The following is a 21,867-nucleotide window of genomic DNA, read 5'->3' on the forward strand; positions in this document are numbered from 1 at the left end:
TGGCGAGAACACTATCGTCATTCGCCATGAAAATAACATCAGCGAAGGTCGGTGATTTTCTCGCTGCTGACGCCGACGTACAACGCCCGCCCTGCGCCGATACCAGCGATGATCGCGCCCAGGCCGATCAAGCCGAAGATCCAGCCCAGGGCTTGCCATCCGCCGGTCCAGTCATGCACCACCCCCACTGCGAAAGGCCCGAGGGACGCCAGGGTATAACCGAAGCCCTGCGCCATGCTGGAGAGGTTCGCGGCCACATGGGCGTCTCGCGAACGCAGCACGATCAGCGTCAACGCCAGGCTGAACGTTGCGCCCTGCCCCAGTCCCAGCAGGATCGCCCAACCCCACAAACCTTCGAGGGGTGCGTAGAGGCAACCGAACAGCCCACCGAGGGTCATGACCATGACGATCACGATGGCCGGGCGCTGGTCCTGGCCACGGGTCGCCAGCCAGGGCGCCGCCAGGGAACTGATCAACTGCACGATAACCGAGCCCGACAGCACCAGGCCGGCCTGGGTCGGCGTCAGGCCACGGCCGATGAGGATCGATGGCAGCCAGCCGAACACGATGTAGGCCAGGGACGATTGCAGCCCCATGTACAGCGTCACTTGCCAGGCCAATGGATCGCGCAACAAACCGCGAACCCGATACGCCGCCTGGTGGGCACCTTGTTTCTGAGCGGTCTGCGGCAGCCAGAACACACTGGCCAACAATGCCGGAACCGCCCAGAAGCCAAGCCCCAGGGCCCAACTATGGTCCAGTTGTTCGCTCAACGGCACCGTTGCCCCGGCGGCCATCGCCGCGCCCAGGCACAGCGCCATGGTGTAGACCCCGGTCATGGTCCCGGCCTGCCGGGCGAAGTCACGCTTGACGATGCCCGGCAACAGCACGCCGATCACACCGATACTCGCACCGGCCAGGACGCTGCCGGCGAACAGGCCGACCTGGCCGAACGAACTGCGCAGCACAATCCCACCGGCAAGCGTCAACAAGATCCCCAGCACCACGCGCTCGGCGCCGAAACGCCGAGCCAGCACGGGCGCCAGTGGCGCGAACAGGCCAAGGCACAGCACCGGCAGCGTAGTCAGCAAACCCGCCTGGGCGGCGGACAAGCCGAGGCTTTTCGAAACCTCGCTGAGCAAAGGCGCCATGCTCGACAACGCCGGGCGCAGGTTCAACGCGACCAGGACCAACCCGAGCAACAGCAACCAGGGCCGACGCAGCAGCGGATGGGCTTGCTGAGCCTGTTCATCGTCGACTTCAGCGTCGATCAGCAATTCTTCGAGTTCGGCGGCACGCTTGGGCGCCGTCGACGAGGTGTGGTCAAGCAAATCGCGGGACATGGAGAACTCTGGGGCTTGGGGACAACGGAGCGGCGATCACCAGGAGGGAGCCACCGTTGCGGGCGTTGGACCGATCCAGCACCTGGCCGGCCAGCACTGAAAAAACGAAGAAATATCAGACATGAGATTCGTTTTTTCATCCGATCAAGGGATCAATTTTCTGACATGTTAGTCAGGTTCCTCCGAGGGAACAAGGGCCTAGGGTTGGAGGGCAGGGAAAGAAACGTGATCTTCGATTAGAAAGAAGCAGTCAAGCTGCTGTCCGGTGGTGGGCACAATGCCTTTTCCCGCTATGAGCGAGGGGAAGCTTCCCCGCCTCAGCCGCTGCTCATGCTGATGCGCCTGCTGGATCGTCAGCCGCATCTGCTGGCCGAAATCCAGGTCCTGAACGAAGGCGCCGATCTGCGACAACTGCTGCTCGAACGTCACCCGGAACGCGAGACCATGCTGACGTCTTGAGGCGAGAACGCAGCAAAAAAATAAACCCGGACAAGTCCGGGTTTATTTTCACTACCTGGCGATCAATGCAGGATCTGGCTCAGGAACAGCTTGGTGCGGTCGTTCTGCGGGTTGTCGAAGAAGTCGTTCGGCGCCGCCTGCTCGACGATTTCGCCCTTGTCCATGAAGATCACGCGATTGGCCACGGTGCGGGCGAAGCCCATTTCGTGGGTTACGCACAACATGGTCATGCCGTCTTCGGCCAGGCCGATCATGGTGTCGAGTACTTCCTTCACCATTTCCGGGTCAAGAGCCGAGGTCGGCTCGTCAAACAGCATGATCTTCGGCTTCATGCACAGGGCACGGGCGATGGCCACACGCTGCTGCTGACCGCCGGAGAGCTGGCCCGGGTACTTGTGCGCCTGCTCTGGAATGCGTACGCGCTCCAGATAATGCATAGCGATTTCCTCGGCCTTGCGTTTGGGCATCTTGCGCACCCACATCGGCGCCAGGGTGCAGTTCTGCAGGATGGTCAGGTGCGGGAACAGATTGAAGTGCTGGAACACCATGCCGACTTCACGGCGGATCGCTTCGATCTGCTTGAGGTCGTTAGTCAGTTCCACGCCATCGACCACGATGCGGCCTTGCTGGTGCTCTTCCAAACGGTTGAGGCAACGGATGGTGGTGGACTTGCCGGAGCCCGACGGGCCGCACAGCACGATACGTTCGCCCTGCTTGACGTTCAGGTTAATGTCCTTCAACACGTGGAACTGGCCGTACCACTTGTTGACGCCCTGCATCTGAATAATGCCTTCAGGGCTCACAGGCTTTTTGATTGCTTCACTCATGAGTCAACTCCTAACGCTTGTGGCCTGTGTCGAGCTTGCGTTCCAGATGCATGGAATAGCGCGACATACCAAAACAGAAAATCCAGAACACCAGGGCGGCAAACACATAGCCTTCGGTGGCCATGCCCAGCCATTTCGGGTCGGCGGCAGCTTGTTTCACGCTGTTGAGCAGGTCGAACAGGCCGATGATGATCACCAGGCTCGTGTCCTTGAACAACGCAATGAAGGTGTTGACGATGCCAGGGATCACCAGCTTCAGGGCTTGCGGCAGAATCACCAGGCCCATGCTGCGCCAGTAGCCAAGGCCCATCGCCGCAGCCGCTTCGTATTGCCCCTTTGGAATGGCTTGCAGACCGCCGCGCACCACTTCGGCCACGTAGGCCGACTGGAACAGGATCACCCCGATCAGCGCCCGCAGCAGCTTGTCGAAGTTCATGCCTTCAGGCAGGAACAGCGGCAGCATCACCGACGACATGAACAGCACGGTGATCAACGGCACGCCACGCCAGAACTCGATGAACGTCACGCAAACCACGCGGATCGCCGGCAGGTTCGAACGCCGCCCCAGGGCCAGTACGATGCCCAGCGGCAATGCGCCGGCGATACCGACAGTGGCGATTACCAGGGTCAGCATCAGGCCGCCCCACTGGCTGGTCGCCACGGTGTCCAGGCCGAACACGCCACCGTGCAACAGGCACCAGGCGATGATCGGGTACAGCACCAGAAAGCTCAGGCCGTAGATCGCCTTGCGCGGGAAGCGCGAGATGAACAACGGCGCCACGCCGATCACCGCCAGCCACACGGTCAGATCCACGCGCCAGCGCAGGTCCGCCGGGTAGTAGCCGTACATGAACTGACCGAAACGCTGCTGGATGAACACCCAGCAGGCGCCTTCCTTGGTGCAGTCGGCGCGGGTAGTACCTACCCAGTTCGCATCCAGGATGGCCCAGTGCAGCAGCGGTGGGATAATCAGGTAAATCAGGTAGAACGCAAACAGAGTCAGCAGCGTGTTGATCCAGCTTGAGAACATGTTGGCGCGCACCCACGCCACCACACCGATGCTATTGCTCGGTGGAGGCATATCGGGTTTGAAAGTATGGGATGTCATGCGCGTTTCCTCACCGCTCGATCAGCGCAATGCGCTTGTTGTACCAGTTCATCAGCAGGGAAATGCTGATACTGATCGCCAGGTACACACTCATGGTGATCGCGATCACCTCGATGGCCTGACCGGTCTGGTTCAACACCGTGCCGGCGAACAGCGACACCATTTCCGGGTAGCCGATACCGGCCGCCAGAGAAGAGTTTTTCGCCAGGTTCAGGTATTGGCTGGTCAACGGCGGAATGATCACGCGCAGGGCCTGCGGGATGATCACCTTGCGCAGGGTCGGACCGTTGCGCAGCCCCAGGGAGCGGGCCGCCTCGGTCTGGCCGTGGCTGACCGACTTGATACCCGAGCGCACGATCTCGGCAATGAATGCCGCGGTGTACACGGTCAACGCCAAGGTCAAGGCCAGCAGTTCCGGGATCAGTACCCAGCCACCGACGAAGTTGAAGCCCTTGAGTTCCGGCATTTCCCAACGCACTGGAGCGCCAAACACCAACGCACACACGGCCGGAATCACCAGGAACAGCGCCAGGCCCACCCAGAACTTGTGGAACGGCTCGCCGGTCTCTTCGAAACGCTTGTTGGCCCAGCGAGTCATCAGCACGATGGCGACAATTGCCAGCACGACGCTGACCACGAACGGCCAGAACCCATCGGCAACCAGCGCGGCCGGCATGTTCAGGCCCCGGCTGCTGACGAAGAAGGTGTCGCCGAAGTTATGACTGTTGCGCGGCCCGGGCATGCTCAGGAATACCGCGAAGTACCAGAACAGGATCTGCAGCAACGGCGGGATGTTACGGAAGACCTCCACGTAAACGGTCGCCAGCTTGGAGATGATCCAGTTCTGCGACAAGCGCGCGACACCGATGATGAAACCGAGGATGGTCGCCAGGATCACCCCAATGAAGGTCACCAGCAACGTGTTGAGCAAACCGATGACAAACACGCGGGCATAACTGTCCGCTTCGGTGTAATCGATCAGGTGTTGAGCGATGCCGAACCCGGCACTGCGTTCCAGGAAACCGAAGCCGGAAGTGATGCCCCGGTGCTGGAGGTTGGTCTGGGTGTTGTCGAACAGGAACCAGCCCAACGCGATAACCGCCACGACCGTGACGATCTGAAATACCCACGCACGCACTTTTGGATCGCTGAGGCTGAGCCTCTGCTTTGGTGCGCCGATTGAATTTTGCATGAAGTGCCCCGCAAAGAATGGAACAGAACATCACCCGGTGGTTGGCCCACCGGGTGATAGAACCATCAGCGCACTGGTGGTGCGTATTGGATGCCGCCAGCGTTCCACAGCGCGTTCAGGCCGCGGTCGATTTCCAGCGGGGTGCCTTTGCCGAGGTTGCGCTCGAACATTTCACCGTAGTTGCCGACTTGCTTGACGATCTGCACGACCCAGTCTTTTGGCAGTTTCAGGTCCTTGCCGTATTCACCGTCAGCGCCGAGCATACGAGCGACGTCCGGGTTCTTGGTGGACTTGGCTTCGGCCTCGACGTTCTTGGAGGTCACACCGGCTTCTTCAGCATTGAGCAGCGCATAGCCAGTCCAACGCACGATGGCCAGCCACTCGTCATCGCCGTTACGCACGACCGGGCCCAGAGGTTCCTTGGAAATGGTTTCTGGCAGAACCACGTAGTCCTTCGGCGAAGCCAGCTTGCTGCGCTGGGCGAACAGCTGGGACTTGTCGGAGGTCAGTACGTCGCAACGACCGGATTCCAGCGACTTGGCGCTTTCATCGGAGGTGTCGAACGTGATCGGGGTGTACTTCAGGCCATTGGCACGGAAGTAGTCGGAAACGTTCAGTTCAGTGGTGGTACCGGCCTGGATGCAGATGGTTGCACCGTCCAGTTCCTTGGCGCTCTTGACGCCCAGCTTGTTGTTGGCCAGGAAACCGATGCCGTCGTAGTAGGTGATGAAGCCTGGGAATTTCAGGCCCATGCCCGCGTCACGGGAGCTGGTCATGGTGGAGTTGCGCGAAAGCACATCGATTTCGCCGGACTGCAGTGCGGTGAAGCGCTCCTTGGCGTTCAACTGGCTGAACTTGACCTTGGTCGCATCGCCGAAGACGGCAGCGGCAACGGCACGGCAGAAGTCAGCGTCGATACCAACAATCTTGCCGGTCGAATCAGGCACCGAGAAACCCGGCAGGCCATCGCTTACGCCGCATTGCACAAAGCCTTTCTTCTGTACGGCGTCCAGGGTTGCACCCGCCTGAGCGAACCCGCTAACCCCGAGCACTGCTGCTGCAGTCACTACTGCCAGGGTGGATTTCAGTAACTTCATTCAAACCTCCAGTTTTGCTCTTGTTGTGTCGGAGCTTGAGTCCTATCGCACCCTTTTGGGGCATTGCCGACCCTTGTTGGCTTTTTTTAGGGTCAACCGACGTCTGGACCTTCGCTATGAGTCTATTAATGAGGACGGCGCGCCACTGGCAGCCATACCCACTTCTCACCAATCGGCCGAACGGGCTGTAGCCCTTCACGTTCGCGAAGCCCGTAACGGCTATTGGCGAACATCCATCACCGGATTTCCGATATCCCATGCGTCGCGTCGAGCTGATAGTGTTACCGCGCAGCGTAAGATTCATCACTCGGGTATCCTCATAGCAAAGCCCGTACCAGACCGCCGCGCGGGGCCCTTGAGAATTACGTCAAGACAAAAAGTTGTAATTTTGCGACATCTAATTAACTGAGGCACCGGGGACGCACCGTAATCACGCACTGATAGGGCGCACCCGCACAGATTTGGAGCACAGCCATGACCGACCCCCTGATTCTTGAGCCCAACAGCACCGCAGATGCGTGTGTTATCTGGCTCCACGGCCTGGGCGCGGATCGTTACGACTTCCTGTCGGTAGCCGAAATGTTGCAGCAAAGCTTGCAAACCATGCGTTTCGTTCTACCCCAGGCTCCGACCCAGCCAGTAACGATCAACGGCGGCTACGCCATGCCCAGTTGGTACGATATCCGCGCCTTGAGCCCGGCGCGGGCCATTGACGAGCAACAGCTGGAAGTGTCGGCCAAACGGGTCATGGACCTGATCGAAAACCAGCGAACCAGCGGAATAGACGCCTCGCGGATTTTCCTGGCCGGTTTTTCCCAAGGCGGTGCCGTGGTCTATCACACGGCGTTCGTGAAGTGGCAGGGGCCGCTGGGCGGTGTGATCGCACTGTCGACCTATGCGCCGACATTCGGTGACGAACTGCAATTATCCGCCAGCCAGCAGCGCATTCCGGTTCTGGCGCTGCACGGGCAATACGACGAAGTGGTGCTCAACCCCATGGGCCGGACCGCAAAGGAGTATTTGAAGCAGCATGGTGTCACCGTGACATGGCAGGAATACCCAATGGGCCACGAAGTGTTACCCGAGGAGATTCGCGACATCGGTACCTGGCTGGCCGAACGGTTGCGCTGAATCGCCACGCCAAGCCTTTGACGAACACACTACGCCGCGCCCGTTTCTTGCATTACACTGGCCGGCGTACATTCCTTAACCAATCGATGAGATGACCGTGCTCAAAGCACTCAAGAAGATGTTCGGTAAGAGCGAGGCCGAGCAGCTCGCGCCCGGCCCCAGCGCCCCTGTCCAAGGCCCGAGCCGTACCGAAGCGCCACAACCATCGCGCCACCCTGCCCCTGTTGCGCAGAAGAAAAAAGAGCCGGCGACTTCCCCCGCCGCCGCTTCTGCGTCGGACAAGCCGCGCAATGTCCCACCCAAGCCGCGCCGCGAACGTGCACCGAAACCGCCGGTCGTCGCCTGGAAGCTCGAGGACTTCGTCGTAGAGCCCCAGGAAGGCAAGACCCGCTTCCATGATTTCAAGCTGGCCCCGGAACTGATGCATGCCATCCAGGACCTGGGCTTCCCGTATTGCACGCCGATCCAGGCCCAGGTGCTCGGGTATACCCTCGCCGGCAAGGACGCTATCGGTCGCGCCCAGACCGGCACCGGCAAGACCGCCGCGTTCCTGATTTCCACCATCACCCAGCTGCTGCAGACCCCTCCGCCCAAAGAACGCTACATGGGCGAGCCGAGGGCATTGATCATCGCGCCGACCCGCGAGCTGGTGGTGCAGATCGCCAAGGACGCCGCCGACCTGACCAAATACACCGGCCTGAACGTCATGACGTTCGTCGGTGGCATGGACTTCGACAAGCAGCTCAAGCACCTCGAAGCCCGTCATTGCGACATCCTGGTGGCAACGCCGGGCAGACTGCTGGACTTCAACCAGCGCGGCGACGTGCACCTGGACATGGTCGAGGTCATGGTGCTGGACGAGGCCGACCGCATGCTCGACATGGGCTTCATCCCGCAAGTGCGCCAGATCATTCGCCAGACCCCGCCGAAAAGCGAACGCCAGACCCTGCTGTTCTCCGCCACCTTCACCGAAGACGTGATGAACCTGGCCCGGCAATGGACCACCGACCCGGCCATCGTCGAAATCGAAGCCGAGAACGTCGCCAGCGAAAACGTCGAACAACATATCTACGCCGTAGCCGGTGCCGACAAGTACAAACTGCTCTACAACCTGGTCAACGACAACGGCTGGGAACGGGTCATGGTGTTCGCCAACCGCAAGGACGAAGTGCGGCGTATCGAAGAACGCCTGGTGCGTGACGGCGTCAATGCGGCCCAGCTGTCAGGCGATGTGCCCCAACACAAGCGCATCAAGACACTCGAAGGCTTTCGCGAAGGCAAGATCCGCGTGCTGGTGGCAACCGACGTGGCCGGCCGCGGCATTCACATCGACGGCATCAGCCATGTGATCAACTTCACCCTGCCGGAAGTGCCGGACGACTACGTGCACCGCATCGGCCGTACCGGTCGCGCCGGCGCCGAGGGCGTGTCCATCAGCTTCGCCGGCGAGGACGACTCCTATCAGTTGCCGTCCATCGAGGCGCTGCTGGGCCGCAAGATCAGTTGCGAAATGCCGCCGACCCATCTGCTCCGGCCGGTCGAGCGCAAACGTCACTGACAGTCACCTGTCCTCCAAAAGCGCAGCCACCGACGGCTGCGCTTTTTTTTATCCGGGATATTGCTCGAATAAACTAAAAGTCCATAATGGACAAATTAGTTTACTCGTATCACCCGGAGTCCACGATGCTCAGCACGCCCTCTGTCATGACCCAAGCCCAGGCCCAGGAACTGCTCGCACAAGTCGACGTGCCGCAGATCCTGCGCAAGCTGTTTCACGACCTTGCCACCGGACACGCGGTACAACCGCCCCAGCAACTGGTGGTGTTCCCCCATGGCGTCGGGGATTTCATCAATTACCTGGGGGTGCTGGCCGAAGACCAGGTGTACGGGGTCAAGACCTCGCCCTATATCGTGCGCGAGCAAGGTCCGCTGGTCACCGCCTGGACCTTGCTGATGTCGATGCAGACTGGGCAACCGCTGCTACTGTGCGATGCCGCCGAGCTGACGACCGCCCGTACCGCCGCGACTACCGCCGTCGCCGTCGATGCCCTCGCCCCGCCCAAGGCCCGGCGCCTGGCCGTCGTCGGCAGCGGTGCAGTGGCGAGGGCCCACGTGCAATACGTCAAGGGCTTACGGGATTGGCAAAGCATCAATCTTTACTCTCCTGGCCTGAAGAGCAAATCGGCCAAGGACCTCGACTCACTCACCGACCTCGACTCACGCCTGCAATTGACTGACCGTCTTGAAGCCGTACTGCACGATGCCGACGTGGTGATGCTGTGCACCTCGTCCGCCAAAGCGGTGCTCGACCCTCAGGTCCTCATCAAACCGACACTGATCACTTCCATCAGCACCAACGCCCCACGCGCCCACGAGGTTCCTCCACAATGCCTGAACGACATGGACGTGTTCTGCGACTATCGTCAGACCACGCCGGGTTCGGCCGGGGAAATGCTGATCGCTGCCGAACAACACGGCTGGGACGCATCGCGCATCATCGGTGACTTGCCGGAACTGCTCAGCGAACGCGTTGCGCGCCCTGGCTATGACCGCCATGTGTTTTTCCGCTCCATTGGCCTGGGGCTGGAGGATGTTGCACTGGCAAATGCGCTTTACCGGTTGAACAACCAAGACTGACACCACTCGATCCTTGTGGGAGCGGGCTTGCTCGCGAAGGCGTCAGCACATTCAACATGGATGTGGCTGACACACCGCCTTCGCGAGCAAGCCCGCTCCCACAGGTTCAACGAACTCCCGCACGCGCTTCAGGAGAGTTTCATGACCTCAGCAGATTTCATCATCATCGGCGGCGGCATTGCCGGTGCCTCCACCGGCTACTGGCTGGCCCCCCATGGCCGGGTCATTGTGCTCGAGCGCGAATCCCATCCGGCCTACCACTCCACCGGCCGTTCGGCGGCGCTGTACACCGCCGCCTACGGCACCGCGCAGGTACGGGCATTGACCCAGGCCAGTCGAGACTTCTTCGACGCACCGCCCGCCGGTTTCTGTGAACACCCACTGCTCACGCCCCGGGGCGAAATGACTGTGGACTTCACCGGTGATCCGGCCGAATTGAACAATCAATACCTCAGCGCCAAGGCCACCGTGCCGCAGATGCAATTGCTCAGCGCCGAAGAAGCCTGCGTGCGATTGCCGATCCTGCGCCGGGAAAAAGTCCATGGCGCCCTCTATGACCCCACGGCCGCCGATATCGACACGGATGCGCTGCACCAAGGTTACTTGCGCGGCATCCGCCGCAATGGCGGTGAGGTGCACACCGACAGCGAAGTCCTGGACCTGATTCGCGATAACCAGGGCTTGTGGCAAGTACGAACGACCAACCGGACCTTCACTGCGCCGATTCTGATCAATGCGGCCGGTGCCTGGGCCGACCAGGTGGCGCAAATGGCCGGCGCCCGCACGCTGGGCCTGCAGCCCAAGCGGCGCGCAGCCTTCATCTTCGCCGGCCCCGAAGGCGTGGACATCCATGACTGGCCGATGCTGGTGAGCCTCGACGAATCCTTCTACATGAAGCCGGATGCCGGCATGTTCCTGGGATCGCCGGCCAATGCCGATCCGGTGGAGCCCCACGATGTACAACCGGAAGAACTGGACATCGCCTTGGGGATCTACCAGATCGAGGAAGCCACGACCTTGAGCATTCGCCGCCCGACCCGCACCTGGGCCGGGTTGCGCAGCTTTGTCCACGACGGCGATCTGCTGTCCGGTTTCGACCCGCAGTTACCCGGATTTTTCTGGGTCGCGGGCCAGGGTGGCTATGGCATCCAGACGTCCCCGGCGATGGGCCAGGCCAGCGCGGCGCTGGTGCGCGGCGAACCGCTGCCCGAAGCCCTGGCTCGCTTCGGCCTGAGCAGCGCGATGCTATCGCCGGCACGCCTTGGCTGACCTCCCTCAAGGTGACGTATCGCCACGATTGCGGCACACTTTCTGCGCCCCTGCTTCACAGGGCGCCGAAGCTGCCTGGAGCCCTGTCATGACCACCCCGCTACCCGACCCGGCAATGGACAATTTCCACACCATCGCCGACGCCATCGCCACGCTGTTCTACCCTCACGCCGAGGTGGTGTTGCACGACCTGCGCACACAGAAAGTCGATTACATCGCCAATAATCTCTCCAAGCGCGAGATCGGTGACGATTCGTCCCTGGAGGACATGCTCAGCGAGGACGTCAACGAACGGAACATCGGTCCGTATGAAAAACTGAACTGGGATGGGCAGAAAATTCGCAGCCTCAGCAGCGTCTTGCGCGACGCTGACGGTCGACCGTTGGCCGTGCTGTGCATCAACCTGAATATTTCACTGTTCGAGAATGCCAGGGCCGCGCTGGACCTGTTCCTGTCACCGGGCAAGTTGATCCCGCAGCCGGACTCCCTGTTTCGCGATGACTGGCAGGAGCGCATCAACACCTTCCTGCATGCCTGGATGCGCGAGCGTCAGTTGAGCCTGAACCTGCTGACCCGCGACCATAAACGCGAGCTGGTGTTGGCGCTGCACGCCGAGGGCGCCTTCAAGGGCAAGAGCGCCTCCAACTATGTGGCGAATGTGCTGAACATGGGGCGGGCGACGGTTTACAAGCATTTGAAGGAGTTGAGGGGCTGAGATTTGCATTGCCTGGTCTGACGCCTTCGCGAGCAAGCCCGCTCCCACATTGGATCTCAGTTCGACGCAGATCCCTTGTGGGAGCGGGCTTGCTCGCGAAGACTATGGTTCAGTCGCCGTAGATGTCGGACTTGAAATACTTGGCCTCGATCTTCTGATACGCCCCATTGGCCCGAATCCCATCGATGGCCTTGTTCAAATCCGCCACCAACTGGGTATTGCCCTTGCGCACCGCAATTCCAGCACCTTCCCCAACATATTTCGGGTCCTTGAGTTCAGGACCGACAAACCCGTAGCCCTTGCCCCGGGGCATCGAGAGGAAATCCTCCAACGGGATGGTGTCGGCAAAAATCGCGTCCAGACGGCCGGATGCCAGGTCCATGTAGATTTCTTCGTTGTTGCTGTAGCGCTTGACGATCACGCCTTTGGGTTCGAGGACTTCGGTGGCATAGCGATCAGTGGTGGTCGCCCGCTGCACACCCACGGTCTTGCCCTTCAGGCTCGCGTACTGGTCATCCACCACGGCTCCTTCCTTCATGACCAGTCGCGATGAGGTGAAGTAGTATTTGTGGGTGAAATCCACCGATTTCTTGCGCTCTTCGGTGATGGTCATGGACGACAACGCCATGTCGATTTTCTTCACCTTCAACGATGGAATCAGCCCGTCGAACTCACCTTCGACCCACTCGCACCTGACCTTCATCTGCGCGCACAGCGCATTGCCGATGTCGTAGTCGAAACCCTCGATCTTCCCTTCCGAGGTCTTGGAAGCAAACGGCGGATAAGCCGCTTCGATACCGATGCGCAGGGTTTTCTCAGCAGCGAACAGGCTGCCGGAGGCCAGCAGGCTCAGGGCCAGGCCGGTGATAAGGGAAAGTTTGTTCATGACGTTCTCTCGCGGGTTGTTGTTGGTTTGGCAGAGAAAAAAGCGTGCAAGGGGTGTTTTGTACTTATGAGTCCATTCTGGACTTCAATGTACAAATCGTCAATGAGTCAGACAGGGGAATTGGATGGAGGCTGATGGCCTCTTCGCGAGCAAGCCCGCTCCCACAGGGAAGCTGTGTCGTACACATAGACTGGGTACAACCCAAATCACCTGTGGGAGCGGGCTTGCTCGCGAATGCTGCCCGGCAGGCGCCAGATGGATGACAGACAGACAACCGATTACTGCTTCCAGCGATCCGCTGCCGCATGATCACTGTCCCGCCCCTCGACCCAGCGCGGGCCATCGGCGGTGTTTTCCTTTTTCCAGAACGGAGCACGGGTCTTGAGGTAGTCCATGACAAAGGCGCAGGCGTCGAACGCCGCCTGGCGATGGGCGCTGGCGGCCGCGACGAAGACGATGGGCTCGCCCGGCTCCAGGGCGCCGATGCGGTGCAGCACTTCCAGCTTCAGCAGCGGCCAGCGCTGCTGCGCCTCGACGGCAATCTTGCCCAGGGCTTTCTCGGTCATCCCCGGGTAGTGCTCCAGGAACATCCCGGACACATCCAGGCCGTCATTGAAGTCCCGCACATAGCCGACAAAACTCACCACCGCGCCCACGCCGACATTGGCCGCGTGCATCGCGTTGACTTCGGCGCCCGGATCGAACGGATCGGCCTGTACACGAATCGCCATGACTCAGCCTCCGGTCACCGTGGGAAAGAACGCGACTTCGTCGCCGTCCGCCAGCGGTTCATCGAGTTGGCACAACTCTTCGTTGCGGGCACACATCAGGTTCTGTTCGTTCAGCACGTCGGAGCCCGGGCGAGCCGCCAACAGCGCGCGAACGTCGTCTACCGTAGAGAATTTACCTTCGACGCTCAGAGCGTCCTCCCCGAGGGCCTCGCGATAACGGGCAAAGAACTTCACATTGATTTTCATGAGGCGTCCGCCTGGAAGTGACCGCTCTTGCCGCCCAACTTTTCCAGCATCCGCACGCCTTCGATGGTCATGCCCCGGTCCACGGCCTTGCACATGTCATAGATGGTCAGCGCGGCGACGCTGGCGGCGGTCAGGGCTTCCATCTCTACCCCCGTCTGCCCCGAGAGTTTGCAGCGGGCAACGATGCGTACCCGGTCCTCTCCTTCGGCATTGAGCTCGACCTTGACGCTGGTGAGCATCAGCGGATGACAGAGCGGAATCAGATCGCTGGTTTTCTTCGCCGCCTGGATACCGGCGATGCGCGCGACGGCGAACACGTCGCCCTTGGGGTGACCGCCGCTGACGATCATCTGCAGCGTAGCGGGCAACATACGCACAAAAGCTTCGGCGGTGGCCTCACGGAACGTCACGGCCTTGTCGGTCACGTCGACCATGTTGGCGCGACCTTGGGAATCGAGATGGGTCAGCACGGGGGCCTCCTTGAGGCAGCTACAAGCCATAAGCTGCAAGCCGCAAGCAACAAAGCGCCGCCCGACCGCAGGCCTGGAAGCGGACATTTAATCAGCGCAAAGCTACAAGCTGCAAGCTGCCGGTGAAATCACCCGGTTCGCTTGCAGCTTGTAGCTTTAAACTTGTAGCTGCTCCTAGAGATGGGATTCGGCGTATTCGGCCAGGATCGAGCGCGGTACACCCTGCAGGGTGATGTGGACCCCGTTGGGGAAGTCTTTGAAGCGTTCGGTCAGGTAGGTCAGCCCGGAACTGGTCGCGGACAGGTAAGGGGTGTCGATCTGTGCCAGGTTACCCAGGCACACCACTTTGGAACCGGCCCCGGCACGGGTGATGATGGTTTTCATCTGGTGCGGGGTGAGGTTCTGGCATTCGTCGATCAGGATCAGGCTCTGCTGGAAGCTGCGGCCCCGGATGTAGTTCAGGGATTTGAACTGCAACGGCACCTTGCTGAGGATGTAGTCGACGCTGCCATGGGTGCTTTCGTCATCCATGTGCAAGGCTTCGAGGTTGTCGGTAATGGCCCCCAGCCAGGGCTCCATTTTTTCCGCTTCGGTGCCGGGCAGGAAGCCGATCTCCTGGTCCAGGCCCTGCACGCTGCGGGTGGCGATGATGCGCCGGTAACGCTTGCTGACCATGGTCTGCTCGATGGCGGCGGCCAGGGCCAGGATGGTCTTGCCGGAACCGGCGGCGCCGGACAGGTTGACCAGGTGGATATCGGGGTCGAGCAAGGCGAACAGGGCCAGGCTCTGGTAGATGTCGCGGGGCTTGAGACCCCAGGCCTCCTGGTGCAGCAAGGGCTCCTGGTGCAGGTCGAGAATCAGCAGCTTGTCGTCCTCGATCTCCTTGATCCAGCCGACGAATCCCTGTTCGTCGATGATGAATTCATTGATGTGCACCGCCGGCAGGTTGTCGATCAGTTGCACCTGGTGCCAGGTGCGACCATGGTCCTGGCGGGTATCGACCTTGCTCACGCGGTCCCAGAAGGAGCCGGTCATGGTGTGGTAGCCGTTGGGCAACAGCGAGACGTCGTCGACCAACTGGTCGGTGCTGTAATCCTCCGCCGCAATCCCGCAGGCCCGGGCCTTGAGGCGCATGTTGATGTCTTTGGTCACCAGCACTACGGCGCGATCCTTGTTGCGCGCGTGCAGGTCGATCAATTGGTTGATGATGATGTTGTCGTTCAGGTGTTCGGGCAGCAGCAGGTTGGGTTCGGTGCGCTTGCTCATCAGGATCGAGAGCAGGCCCTTGGGACCACCCTTGCCGCGCTGGATCGGCACGCCCAGCTCGACATCTTCGGGAGAGGCATCCCCCAGGGTCTTGTCGATCAGGCGAATCGCTTGCCGACACTCGGCCGCGACGCTGTGATGGCCGCTCTTGAGCTTGTCCAGCTCTTCGAGCACGGTCATCGGGATGGCAACGTGGTGTTCTTCGAAATTGAGCAGTGCGTTTGGATCGTGGATCAATACGTTGGTATCGAGTACATAGAGGATTGGCTGGTTGGAGGAAGGGCTACGTCCGTGGTCATCCATACTCGGTCACCTTTGTGGGGGCCATTCGACGCAATACCATGACAGTGCTGCGCCTCGAGGTAGCCACCGGATTCACCCGCAAGGATTCAGGTGAACTGCACACAAACGGGGTCTTGGAAGACGCCACCTGTGTTGCAGGTTTCGGCGGTCTGACTTCTTGATACTCCAAAAACCATGACAGGAAAAAGCACTTTGACGCTTTTTTGAAGTTTATTTTTCAGAGTGACGAAAAGCCCTTGGCGTACCGCCGCTACGCCGTTAAAGTCGGAAGTCCGGTCGCCATGAATGCGCAGCGCTTTTTTGCTTTCCCCCAGTGTTTCCGGGCCTTTTGCGTTTCAGCGAAACGCCTCCAGACAATCTTCCCAACCGATCCCGCTCTGCGCCGTTTGCGTGATGAGCCAGGGCATTGCCGTCTTCACCGCATCCTGCTTGGCGTTGAAGTTGATCACCCCGTGACGCCACAGAAGCATCAAGGTCAGCGCGCGGTGGGCACTCTGCTCGGGCTTGAGCCGGTTGGTGCCGTCCTGGGGATCGATGTCCCACAACGCCACTTGCAGGCCCTGCTGCCTGAAAAATGCCTCGGCATCGCCACGTCGCTGACCCTGGGGCGGGCGAAACAGCGGCACATAGTTCTCCGGCAGCTTGCCCTTCACCAGATCGACGCTGCGCCGTACCGAGTCCTGCCAGTCCTGCCAATAGCTATGGGAGCGGAACTCCCAGCCCTGGACCCCCACGCACTGTTCTGAATACAACGACTGGAGGTCGTTGACGGACGCCTCCACCAGCCGCGCCTGGATGTCCTTGCCCAGCACGAAGAAGGTGCCGTTCATGTTCGACTTGCGCAAGTAATCCGTCAGCCAAGGAGTGTTGTCCGGCGCTACGTTGGCACCACTGTCGAACGTCAGCAGAAACAGCCGGTCATGCATGTCTTCGCCGTTGCGTTCGTAATCGCCGAAACGTTCGATTTCGCTGGCGGTTTGCGGAAAAAGCGCGGCTTTTCGCAACAACTCATCCCGGTATTGGGTATGAAAGATCTGGCTCGGCCCGGCCCATTTGAAATAGAACGAGTCTTCATCGAGATGGAATCGGCGCGCCTCCTCACGCAAGGTCGCCATGTTCTCCACCAGGTAGCAGAAGGAGGCGTCCTGGTCACAACTTTGCTGCGCAAAGTTGTAGCCGGTCAGCAAGCGCTGCCACAACCGGGCACGCAGGGCGGTGATCGCCGCCATGTTCACCGAGCGCAGTCCCAGGTACTGCTTGAGGGCGATTTCATCCATGGCATCGGTATCCAGCAACACCCGGGCGAACATCAGGATCTCGGCCCGCGAAGCGACGTCGAACAGGGTCGGGCTGGTGAGTTGTTCCGGCCAGGTACTGCGATCCAGGGTGGCGATGTCGTTGGGCGCGGCAAGGGCATTAAGGCTCAGGAGCCAGGCCGATAACAGAAGCACGAAGCGCAAAAGGGATATCTCCATAACGAAACCCGCGCGGCATCATAGCTGATCCTGAGGTGACCACTGCGCAAACCCCTTATCTGGGCATACGGCTGTTGTGGCGAGGGGATTTATCCCCTCGCCACAACAGCCGACGGCATCCAGGCTACGACTCGAATCGCCGCCCCCCATCACCTATCACCCCAATAGCTGGAGTCCACCCGGACAACCCCCTAGAATCGCCGCACCTTTAAAGGAGATGATTCATGCTGATGGTGATTTCCCCCGCCAAGACCCTCGACTACGAAACACCGCCGGCCACCGAACGCTTTACCTTGCCGCAATACCTGGACCACTCCCAGGAACTGGTCGAGCAATTGCGTGAGTTCTCGCCGGCACAGATCAGTGAACTGATGCACGTCTCCGACAAGATCGGCGGCCTCAATGCCGCCCGATTCGGCAGTTGGACCCCGGCGTTCACCCCGGCCAATGCCAAGCAAGCCCTGCTCGCTTTCAAGGGCGACGTGTACACGGGCCTGGATGCACAGAGCTTCAGCGAAACCGACTTCGATCACGCCCAACGGCATCTGCGCATGCTCTCCGGTCTCTACGGCCTGCTGCGACCGCTGGACCTGATGCAGCCCTACCGCCTGGAAATGGGCACGAAACTGGCCAATGCCCGGGGCAAGGATCTTTATGCATTCTGGGGCAACCGCATCAGCGAATGGCTCAACGAAGCCCTGGCCGACCAGGAGGATGACGTGCTGTTGAACCTGGCTTCCAACGAGTACTTCTCGGCGGTCAAACGCAGCGTCTTGAAGGCGCGCATCATCGATACCGAATTCAAGGATCTGAAGAACGGCCAGTACAAGATCATCAGCTTCTACGCCAAAAAAGCCCGCGGGTTAATGAGCCGGTTTGTCATTCAGGAACGCATCAACGATCCAGCCTTGCTCAAACAGTTCGATGTGCAAGGCTATCGTTACAGTGCCGAGCAATCCTCATCCGAAAAACTGGTTTTCCTGCGCGACCACGCCCCACAATAACGCACCCCCCTCCCAGGCCCCTGATCAGGGGCCTCGATCAGACCGCGATAAGTCATCCCACTTCCCCGCTCAATTCGCCACTTTAATGGCGTCAATATTCAAACCACCCTCCGGGCTAACTTTTGTTTCACTCGACAATTGTCAGTTTTTTCCGTAGTGGCACAGAAAATTTTCAACAGTAGTGGCAAAAAAATATCGAGGCCTTTTAACACCCCGTAACTAAAGGGCGAAATCGCAAGTGCTATCAATATGAAAGCAGTGCCATCTCGGCCAATATTTCAAAAAATTTCAGAAATCGCGATGAGCGGGCTGGAACTATGTCCAAATGCACGGCTCATACCACCCGTAACGATTCTCGCCGAGCGTGTACGAGATAACTTACAAGGGACCTCGACTAAAGTAACCAAGTTGTCACAGCAACTAAGCGAAACGGTCGTCCTTATGGATCCAAGATGGGAAGGACAGGAGATAAGGCACCATAATTATCCCCAAAAAGGCCAAGGCTGCGCCCCTATAACGTGTTCACCCGAGCACACAAGCTTCTGATTTTGTGGGCTTTTTGCCAGAAATCAGAAGTGAACGACCTTTGCACGAACGTTCTGGTTAACGAGGACTGGCTGCATAACAGGGCAGGTCATAACAAGAAGGCCGCATTGCGCACAACTTGAGTGCAATTATTTAGACACTCGGAACTTAGTATGCCTGCACACGGCACTGTGGCGCCTGCATTCCACACTTCCGAGTGCACTATGACCGCTGAACACTATTAACTCCGGCCATTTAATGGCGTGAAAAACAGAGGTAAATGCGATGCGCATTAGCATATTTGGTTTGGGTTACGTCGGTGCAGTATGTGCCGGTTGCCTGTCTGCACGGGGCCATGATGTGGTTGGCGTAGATGTCGCCAAAGACAAGATCGATATGATCAACGCCGGCAAATCGCCAATTGTTGAACCGGGTCTTGGAGAGTTGTTGGCGCAAGGTATTCAAACAGGTCGCCTGCGTGGCACCACCAACTTCGCGGAAGCCATTCGCGACACGGACCTGTCGATGATTTGCGTCGGCACGCCGAGCAAAAAGAACGGCGACCTGGAACTGAATTACATCGAGGCCGTCTGCCGCGAGATCGGTTTTGTCCTGCGTGAAAAAACCACCCGCCACACCATCGTGGTTCGCAGCACCGTATTGCCAGGCACTGTCGCAAACGTTGTCATCCCAATCCTCGAAGACTGCTCCGGCAAAAAGGCCGGTGTCGATTTCGGCGTCGCGGTCAACCCTGAGTTCCTGCGTGAAAGCACCGCGATCAAGGACTACGACCAGCCTCCGATGACCGTCATCGGCGAGTTCGACAAGGCCTCCGGCGACGTCCTGCAATCGCTGTACGAAGAACTCGATGCGCCGATCATCCGCAAGGACATCGCGGTTGCCGAGATGATCAAGTACACCTGCAACGTCTGGCACGCCACCAAGGTGACCTTCGCCAACGAGATCGGCAACATCGCCAAGGCCGTGGGTGTCGACGGTCGCGTCGTGATGGACGTGGTCTGCCAGGACAAGGCCCTGAACCTGTCCCAGTACTACATGCGTCCAGGCTTCGCCTTCGGCGGCTCGTGCCTGCCCAAGGACGTACGCGCCCTGACCTATCGCGCCAGCTCCCTGGACGTGGAAGCGCCGCTGCTCAACTCGCTGATGCGCAGCAACGAATCCCAGGTGCAGAACGCCTTCGACATCGTTTCCAGCCATGAAAAACGCAAAGTCGCCCTGCTGGGCCTGAGCTTCAAGGCCGGTACCGACGACCTGCGCGAAAGCCCACTGGTAGAACTGGCGGAAATGCTGATCGGCAAGGGCTATGACCTGCGCATCTACGACAGCAACGTCGAATACGCCCGTGTCCACGGTGCGAACAAGGATTACATCGAGTCGAAGATTCCTCATGTCTCGTCCTTGCTCAACTCCGACTTCGACTCGGTGATCGACAACTCCGACATCATCATCCTCGGCAACCGCGACGAGAAGTTCCGCGCGCTGACCGAGAACGTACCGGAAGGCAAGCAGGTCATTGACCTGGTTGGCTTCATGTCCAAGGCCACGACTCCAAATGGCCGGACCGAAGGCATCTGCTGGTAAGGCAGCCCCAAGCTGCGAGCTTCAAGCTTCAAGCTGAAAGCCCTCTTGCGGCTTGCAGCTTGAAGCTTGCAACTGATTCTGGGAATCAAGATTATGCACAGGCTAAAGAATGGCCTGCTTCAGGCCGCCGGTTGGCTGTTTTACTTGAGTCTATTGATGGGCATCGCCACGGCGTTGCCCACGTCCACGTTCGACTCCGAATCCAAGGACTTCATTTTCCTGATCGGCGCCGTGGGCATCTGGCGTTACTCCATGGGAGCAACGCATTTCGTGCGTGGCATGATCTTCCTGTATATCGTCTACCCGCACCTGCGTCGCAAGGTACGCAAGCTGGGCGCGGCGGCGGATCCTTCCCATGTCTACCTGATGGTCACCAGTTTCCGTATCGATGCGCTGACCACTGCCCAGGTCTACGGCTCGGTGATCCGCGAGGCCATTGACTGCGGGCTGCCCACTACCGTGGTCTGCTCCATCGTGGAAATGTCCGACGAACTGCTGGTCAAGAGTCTGTGGGCCCGCCTGAACCCGCCAGAGCGAGTCAAGCTCGACTTCGTGCGCATCCCTGGCACCGGCAAGCGTGACGGCCTGGCCTACGGTTTCCGTGCCATCTCTCGCCACTTGCCGGACGACCGTGCCGTGGTTGCCGTGATCGATGGCGACACCGTGCTCGCCGAAGGCGTCGTGCGCAAGACCGTGCCGTGGTTCCAGCTGTTCGGCAACGTGGGCGGCCTGACCACCAACGAGTTCTGCGAAGTGCGCGGCGGCTACATCATGAGCGAATGGCACAAGATGCGTTTCGCCCAGCGTCACATCAACATGTGCTCCATGGCCCTGTCCAAGCGCGTGCTGACCATGACCGGCCGGATGTCGGTGTTCCGCGCCGCCGTGGTGACCAACCCGGACTTCATCGCCGACGTGGAAAGCGACTCGCTGCAACACTGGCGCCTGGGTCGCTTCAAGTTCCTCACCGGCGATGACAAGTCGAGCTGGTTCAGCCTGATGCGCCTGGGCTACGACACCTTCTACGTGCCGGATGCGGCGATCAACACGGTCGAGCACCCGCCGGAGAAGAGCTTCATCAAGGCCAGCCGCAAGCTGATGTTCCGCTGGTACGGCAACAACCTGCGGCAGAACTCCCGGGCGCTGGGCCTGGGTCTGCGGCGTCTGGGCCTGTTTACTTCGGTGGTGCTGTTTGACCAGCGCGTATCGATGTGGACTTCGCTGCTGGGCCTGACCGTGGCGCTGATCGCCAGCTTCAAGTACGGCACCGCGTTCATCCTGGTGTACCTGCTGTGGATCGGCATCACCCGGTTGATCCTGACCCTGCTGCTGTCGTGCTCCGGACACCGGATCGGCCCGGCCTACCCGCTGATTCTCTATTACAACCAGATCGTCGGCGCGCTGGTGAAGATCTACGTGTTCTTCCGCCTCGACCAACAGTCCTGGACCCGCCAGCCCACTGCACTTACCCGTGATCTCGCCAGCTTTCAACGTTGGTTCAACACCTGGTCGTCTCGGACCATGACCTTCTCTGCCGGCAGTATTTTCGTCGCCGTGCTGTTGACGATGGTCTGACCGAAC

Annotated in this window: 19 protein-coding genes and 1 pseudogene; 9 read left to right on the plus strand and 11 right to left on the minus strand. The window is 59.9% G+C overall.

All coding sequences use genetic code 11. From position 1 onward, the window contains the following. Window positions 1–38: 38 nt before the first annotated feature. Window positions 39–1,343, minus strand: coding sequence for a CynX/NimT family MFS transporter (locus FBX99_RS01580; RefSeq protein WP_144927826.1), 1,305 nt, complete (start codon window positions 1,341–1,343; stop codon window positions 39–41). Window positions 1,344–1,583: 240 nt separating this feature from the next. Here FBX99_RS01580 and FBX99_RS01585 point away from each other — a divergent pair. After that, window positions 1,584–1,802: pseudogene (locus FBX99_RS01585) on the plus strand (type II toxin-antitoxin system MqsA family antitoxin); the annotation flags it as partial. 62 nt (window positions 1,803–1,864) lie between these two features. On the opposite strand, the gene FBX99_RS01590 reads toward FBX99_RS01585, so the two are convergent. From FBX99_RS01590 to FBX99_RS01605, 4 genes are all read right to left on the minus strand, one after another. Further along, window positions 1,865–2,629, minus strand: a complete 765-nt coding sequence (locus FBX99_RS01590; RefSeq protein WP_042730176.1) for an amino acid ABC transporter ATP-binding protein — start codon at window positions 2,627–2,629, stop codon at window positions 1,865–1,867. 10 nt (window positions 2,630–2,639) lie between these two features. Beyond that, window positions 2,640–3,737, minus strand: coding sequence for an amino acid ABC transporter permease (locus tag FBX99_RS01595; protein ID WP_144927824.1), 1,098 nt, complete (start codon window positions 3,735–3,737; stop codon window positions 2,640–2,642). A 10-nt stretch (window positions 3,738–3,747) separates the two neighbouring features. Beyond that, a complete protein-coding gene (locus FBX99_RS01600) occupies window positions 3,748–4,929 on the minus strand; it encodes an amino acid ABC transporter permease (protein WP_144927822.1) in 1,182 nt (393 codons plus the stop codon). 65 nt (window positions 4,930–4,994) lie between these two features. Continuing rightward, entirely contained in the window at window positions 4,995–6,026 is a 1,032-nt protein-coding gene (locus FBX99_RS01605; protein WP_047701313.1) for an amino acid ABC transporter substrate-binding protein, read from the minus strand. 474 nt (window positions 6,027–6,500) lie between these two features. Between FBX99_RS01605 and FBX99_RS01610 the strand changes: the two genes are divergently transcribed. The 5 genes from FBX99_RS01610 to FBX99_RS01630 all read left to right on the plus strand — a co-directional run bounded on the left by FBX99_RS01610 (window position 6,501) and on the right by FBX99_RS01630 (window position 11,778). Further along, window positions 6,501–7,157 carry an alpha/beta hydrolase gene (locus FBX99_RS01610; protein WP_144927818.1) on the plus strand — a complete coding sequence of 219 codons (657 nt, stop codon included), beginning with the start codon at window positions 6,501–6,503 and terminating at the stop codon, window positions 7,155–7,157. Window positions 7,158–7,248: 91 nt separating this feature from the next. Beyond that, window positions 7,249–8,715 (plus strand): ATP-dependent RNA helicase RhlB, encoded by a 1,467-nt coding sequence (rhlB, locus tag FBX99_RS01615; RefSeq protein WP_144927815.1) that lies wholly within the window; start codon window positions 7,249–7,251, stop codon window positions 8,713–8,715. Window positions 8,716–8,840: 125 nt separating this feature from the next. After that, the gene (locus FBX99_RS01620) at window positions 8,841–9,794 is read left to right on the plus strand and encodes an ornithine cyclodeaminase family protein (RefSeq protein ID WP_144927812.1); all 954 of its coding nucleotides are present in this window, start codon (window positions 8,841–8,843) and stop codon (window positions 9,792–9,794) included. Between the two features lie 141 nt (window positions 9,795–9,935). Then, complete coding sequence (locus FBX99_RS01625; RefSeq protein ID WP_144927809.1) at window positions 9,936–11,063, plus strand: FAD-binding oxidoreductase; 1,128 nt, start codon at window positions 9,936–9,938, stop codon at window positions 11,061–11,063. 88 nt (window positions 11,064–11,151) lie between these two features. Next, on the plus strand, window positions 11,152–11,778 hold the full coding sequence (locus tag FBX99_RS01630) for a transcriptional regulator (protein ID WP_145130456.1): 627 nt from the start codon (window positions 11,152–11,154) through the stop codon (window positions 11,776–11,778). 109 nt (window positions 11,779–11,887) lie between these two features. Here FBX99_RS01630 and FBX99_RS01635 read toward each other — a convergent pair whose 3' ends face one another. The 6 genes from FBX99_RS01635 to FBX99_RS01665 form a co-directional block, all read right to left on the minus strand. After that, a complete protein-coding gene (locus FBX99_RS01635) occupies window positions 11,888–12,664 on the minus strand; it encodes an ABC transporter substrate-binding protein (RefSeq protein ID WP_144927803.1) in 777 nt (258 codons plus the stop codon). A gap of 278 nt (window positions 12,665–12,942) precedes the next feature. Next, window positions 12,943–13,395, minus strand: a complete 453-nt coding sequence (gene moaE / locus FBX99_RS01645) for a molybdopterin synthase catalytic subunit MoaE (protein ID WP_024777619.1) — start codon at window positions 13,393–13,395, stop codon at window positions 12,943–12,945. A 3-nt stretch (window positions 13,396–13,398) separates the two neighbouring features. Further along, the gene (locus tag FBX99_RS01650; protein ID WP_144927794.1) at window positions 13,399–13,641 is read right to left on the minus strand and encodes a MoaD/ThiS family protein; all 243 of its coding nucleotides are present in this window, start codon (window positions 13,639–13,641) and stop codon (window positions 13,399–13,401) included. Beyond that, entirely contained in the window at window positions 13,638–14,111 is a 474-nt protein-coding gene (gene moaC / locus FBX99_RS01655) for a cyclic pyranopterin monophosphate synthase MoaC (protein ID WP_145130460.1), read from the minus strand. The genes FBX99_RS01650 and moaC overlap by 4 nt, the downstream gene beginning before the upstream one ends. A gap of 174 nt (window positions 14,112–14,285) precedes the next feature. Continuing rightward, on the minus strand, window positions 14,286–15,680 hold the full coding sequence (locus FBX99_RS01660; protein WP_144927788.1) for a PhoH family protein: 1,395 nt from the start codon (window positions 15,678–15,680) through the stop codon (window positions 14,286–14,288). A gap of 335 nt (window positions 15,681–16,015) precedes the next feature. Further along, window positions 16,016–17,140, minus strand: a complete 1,125-nt coding sequence (locus FBX99_RS01665; protein ID WP_145130462.1) for a polysaccharide deacetylase family protein — start codon at window positions 17,138–17,140, stop codon at window positions 16,016–16,018. A gap of 239 nt (window positions 17,141–17,379) precedes the next feature. On the opposite strand from FBX99_RS01665, the gene yaaA reads away from it, so the two are divergent. The 3 genes from yaaA (at window position 17,380) to alg8 (ending at window position 21,861) form a co-directional block, all read left to right on the plus strand. Continuing rightward, window positions 17,380–18,159: a peroxide stress protein YaaA gene (gene yaaA / locus FBX99_RS01670; protein ID WP_144927781.1), complete on the plus strand. Its 780-nt coding sequence runs from the start codon at window positions 17,380–17,382 to the stop codon at window positions 18,157–18,159. A gap of 810 nt (window positions 18,160–18,969) precedes the next feature. Then, window positions 18,970–20,286 carry a nucleotide sugar dehydrogenase gene (locus tag FBX99_RS01675; RefSeq protein ID WP_144927778.1) on the plus strand — a complete coding sequence of 439 codons (1,317 nt, stop codon included), beginning with the start codon at window positions 18,970–18,972 and terminating at the stop codon, window positions 20,284–20,286. 93 nt (window positions 20,287–20,379) lie between these two features. Then, a complete protein-coding gene (gene alg8 / locus FBX99_RS01680) occupies window positions 20,380–21,861 on the plus strand; it encodes a mannuronan synthase (protein WP_145130464.1) in 1,482 nt (493 codons plus the stop codon). The last annotated feature ends 6 nt before the right edge of the window (window positions 21,862–21,867 follow it).

The organism is Pseudomonas sp. SJZ074 (genome assembly GCF_007828215.1).
Lineage (GTDB): Bacteria > Pseudomonadota > Gammaproteobacteria > Pseudomonadales > Pseudomonadaceae > Aquipseudomonas.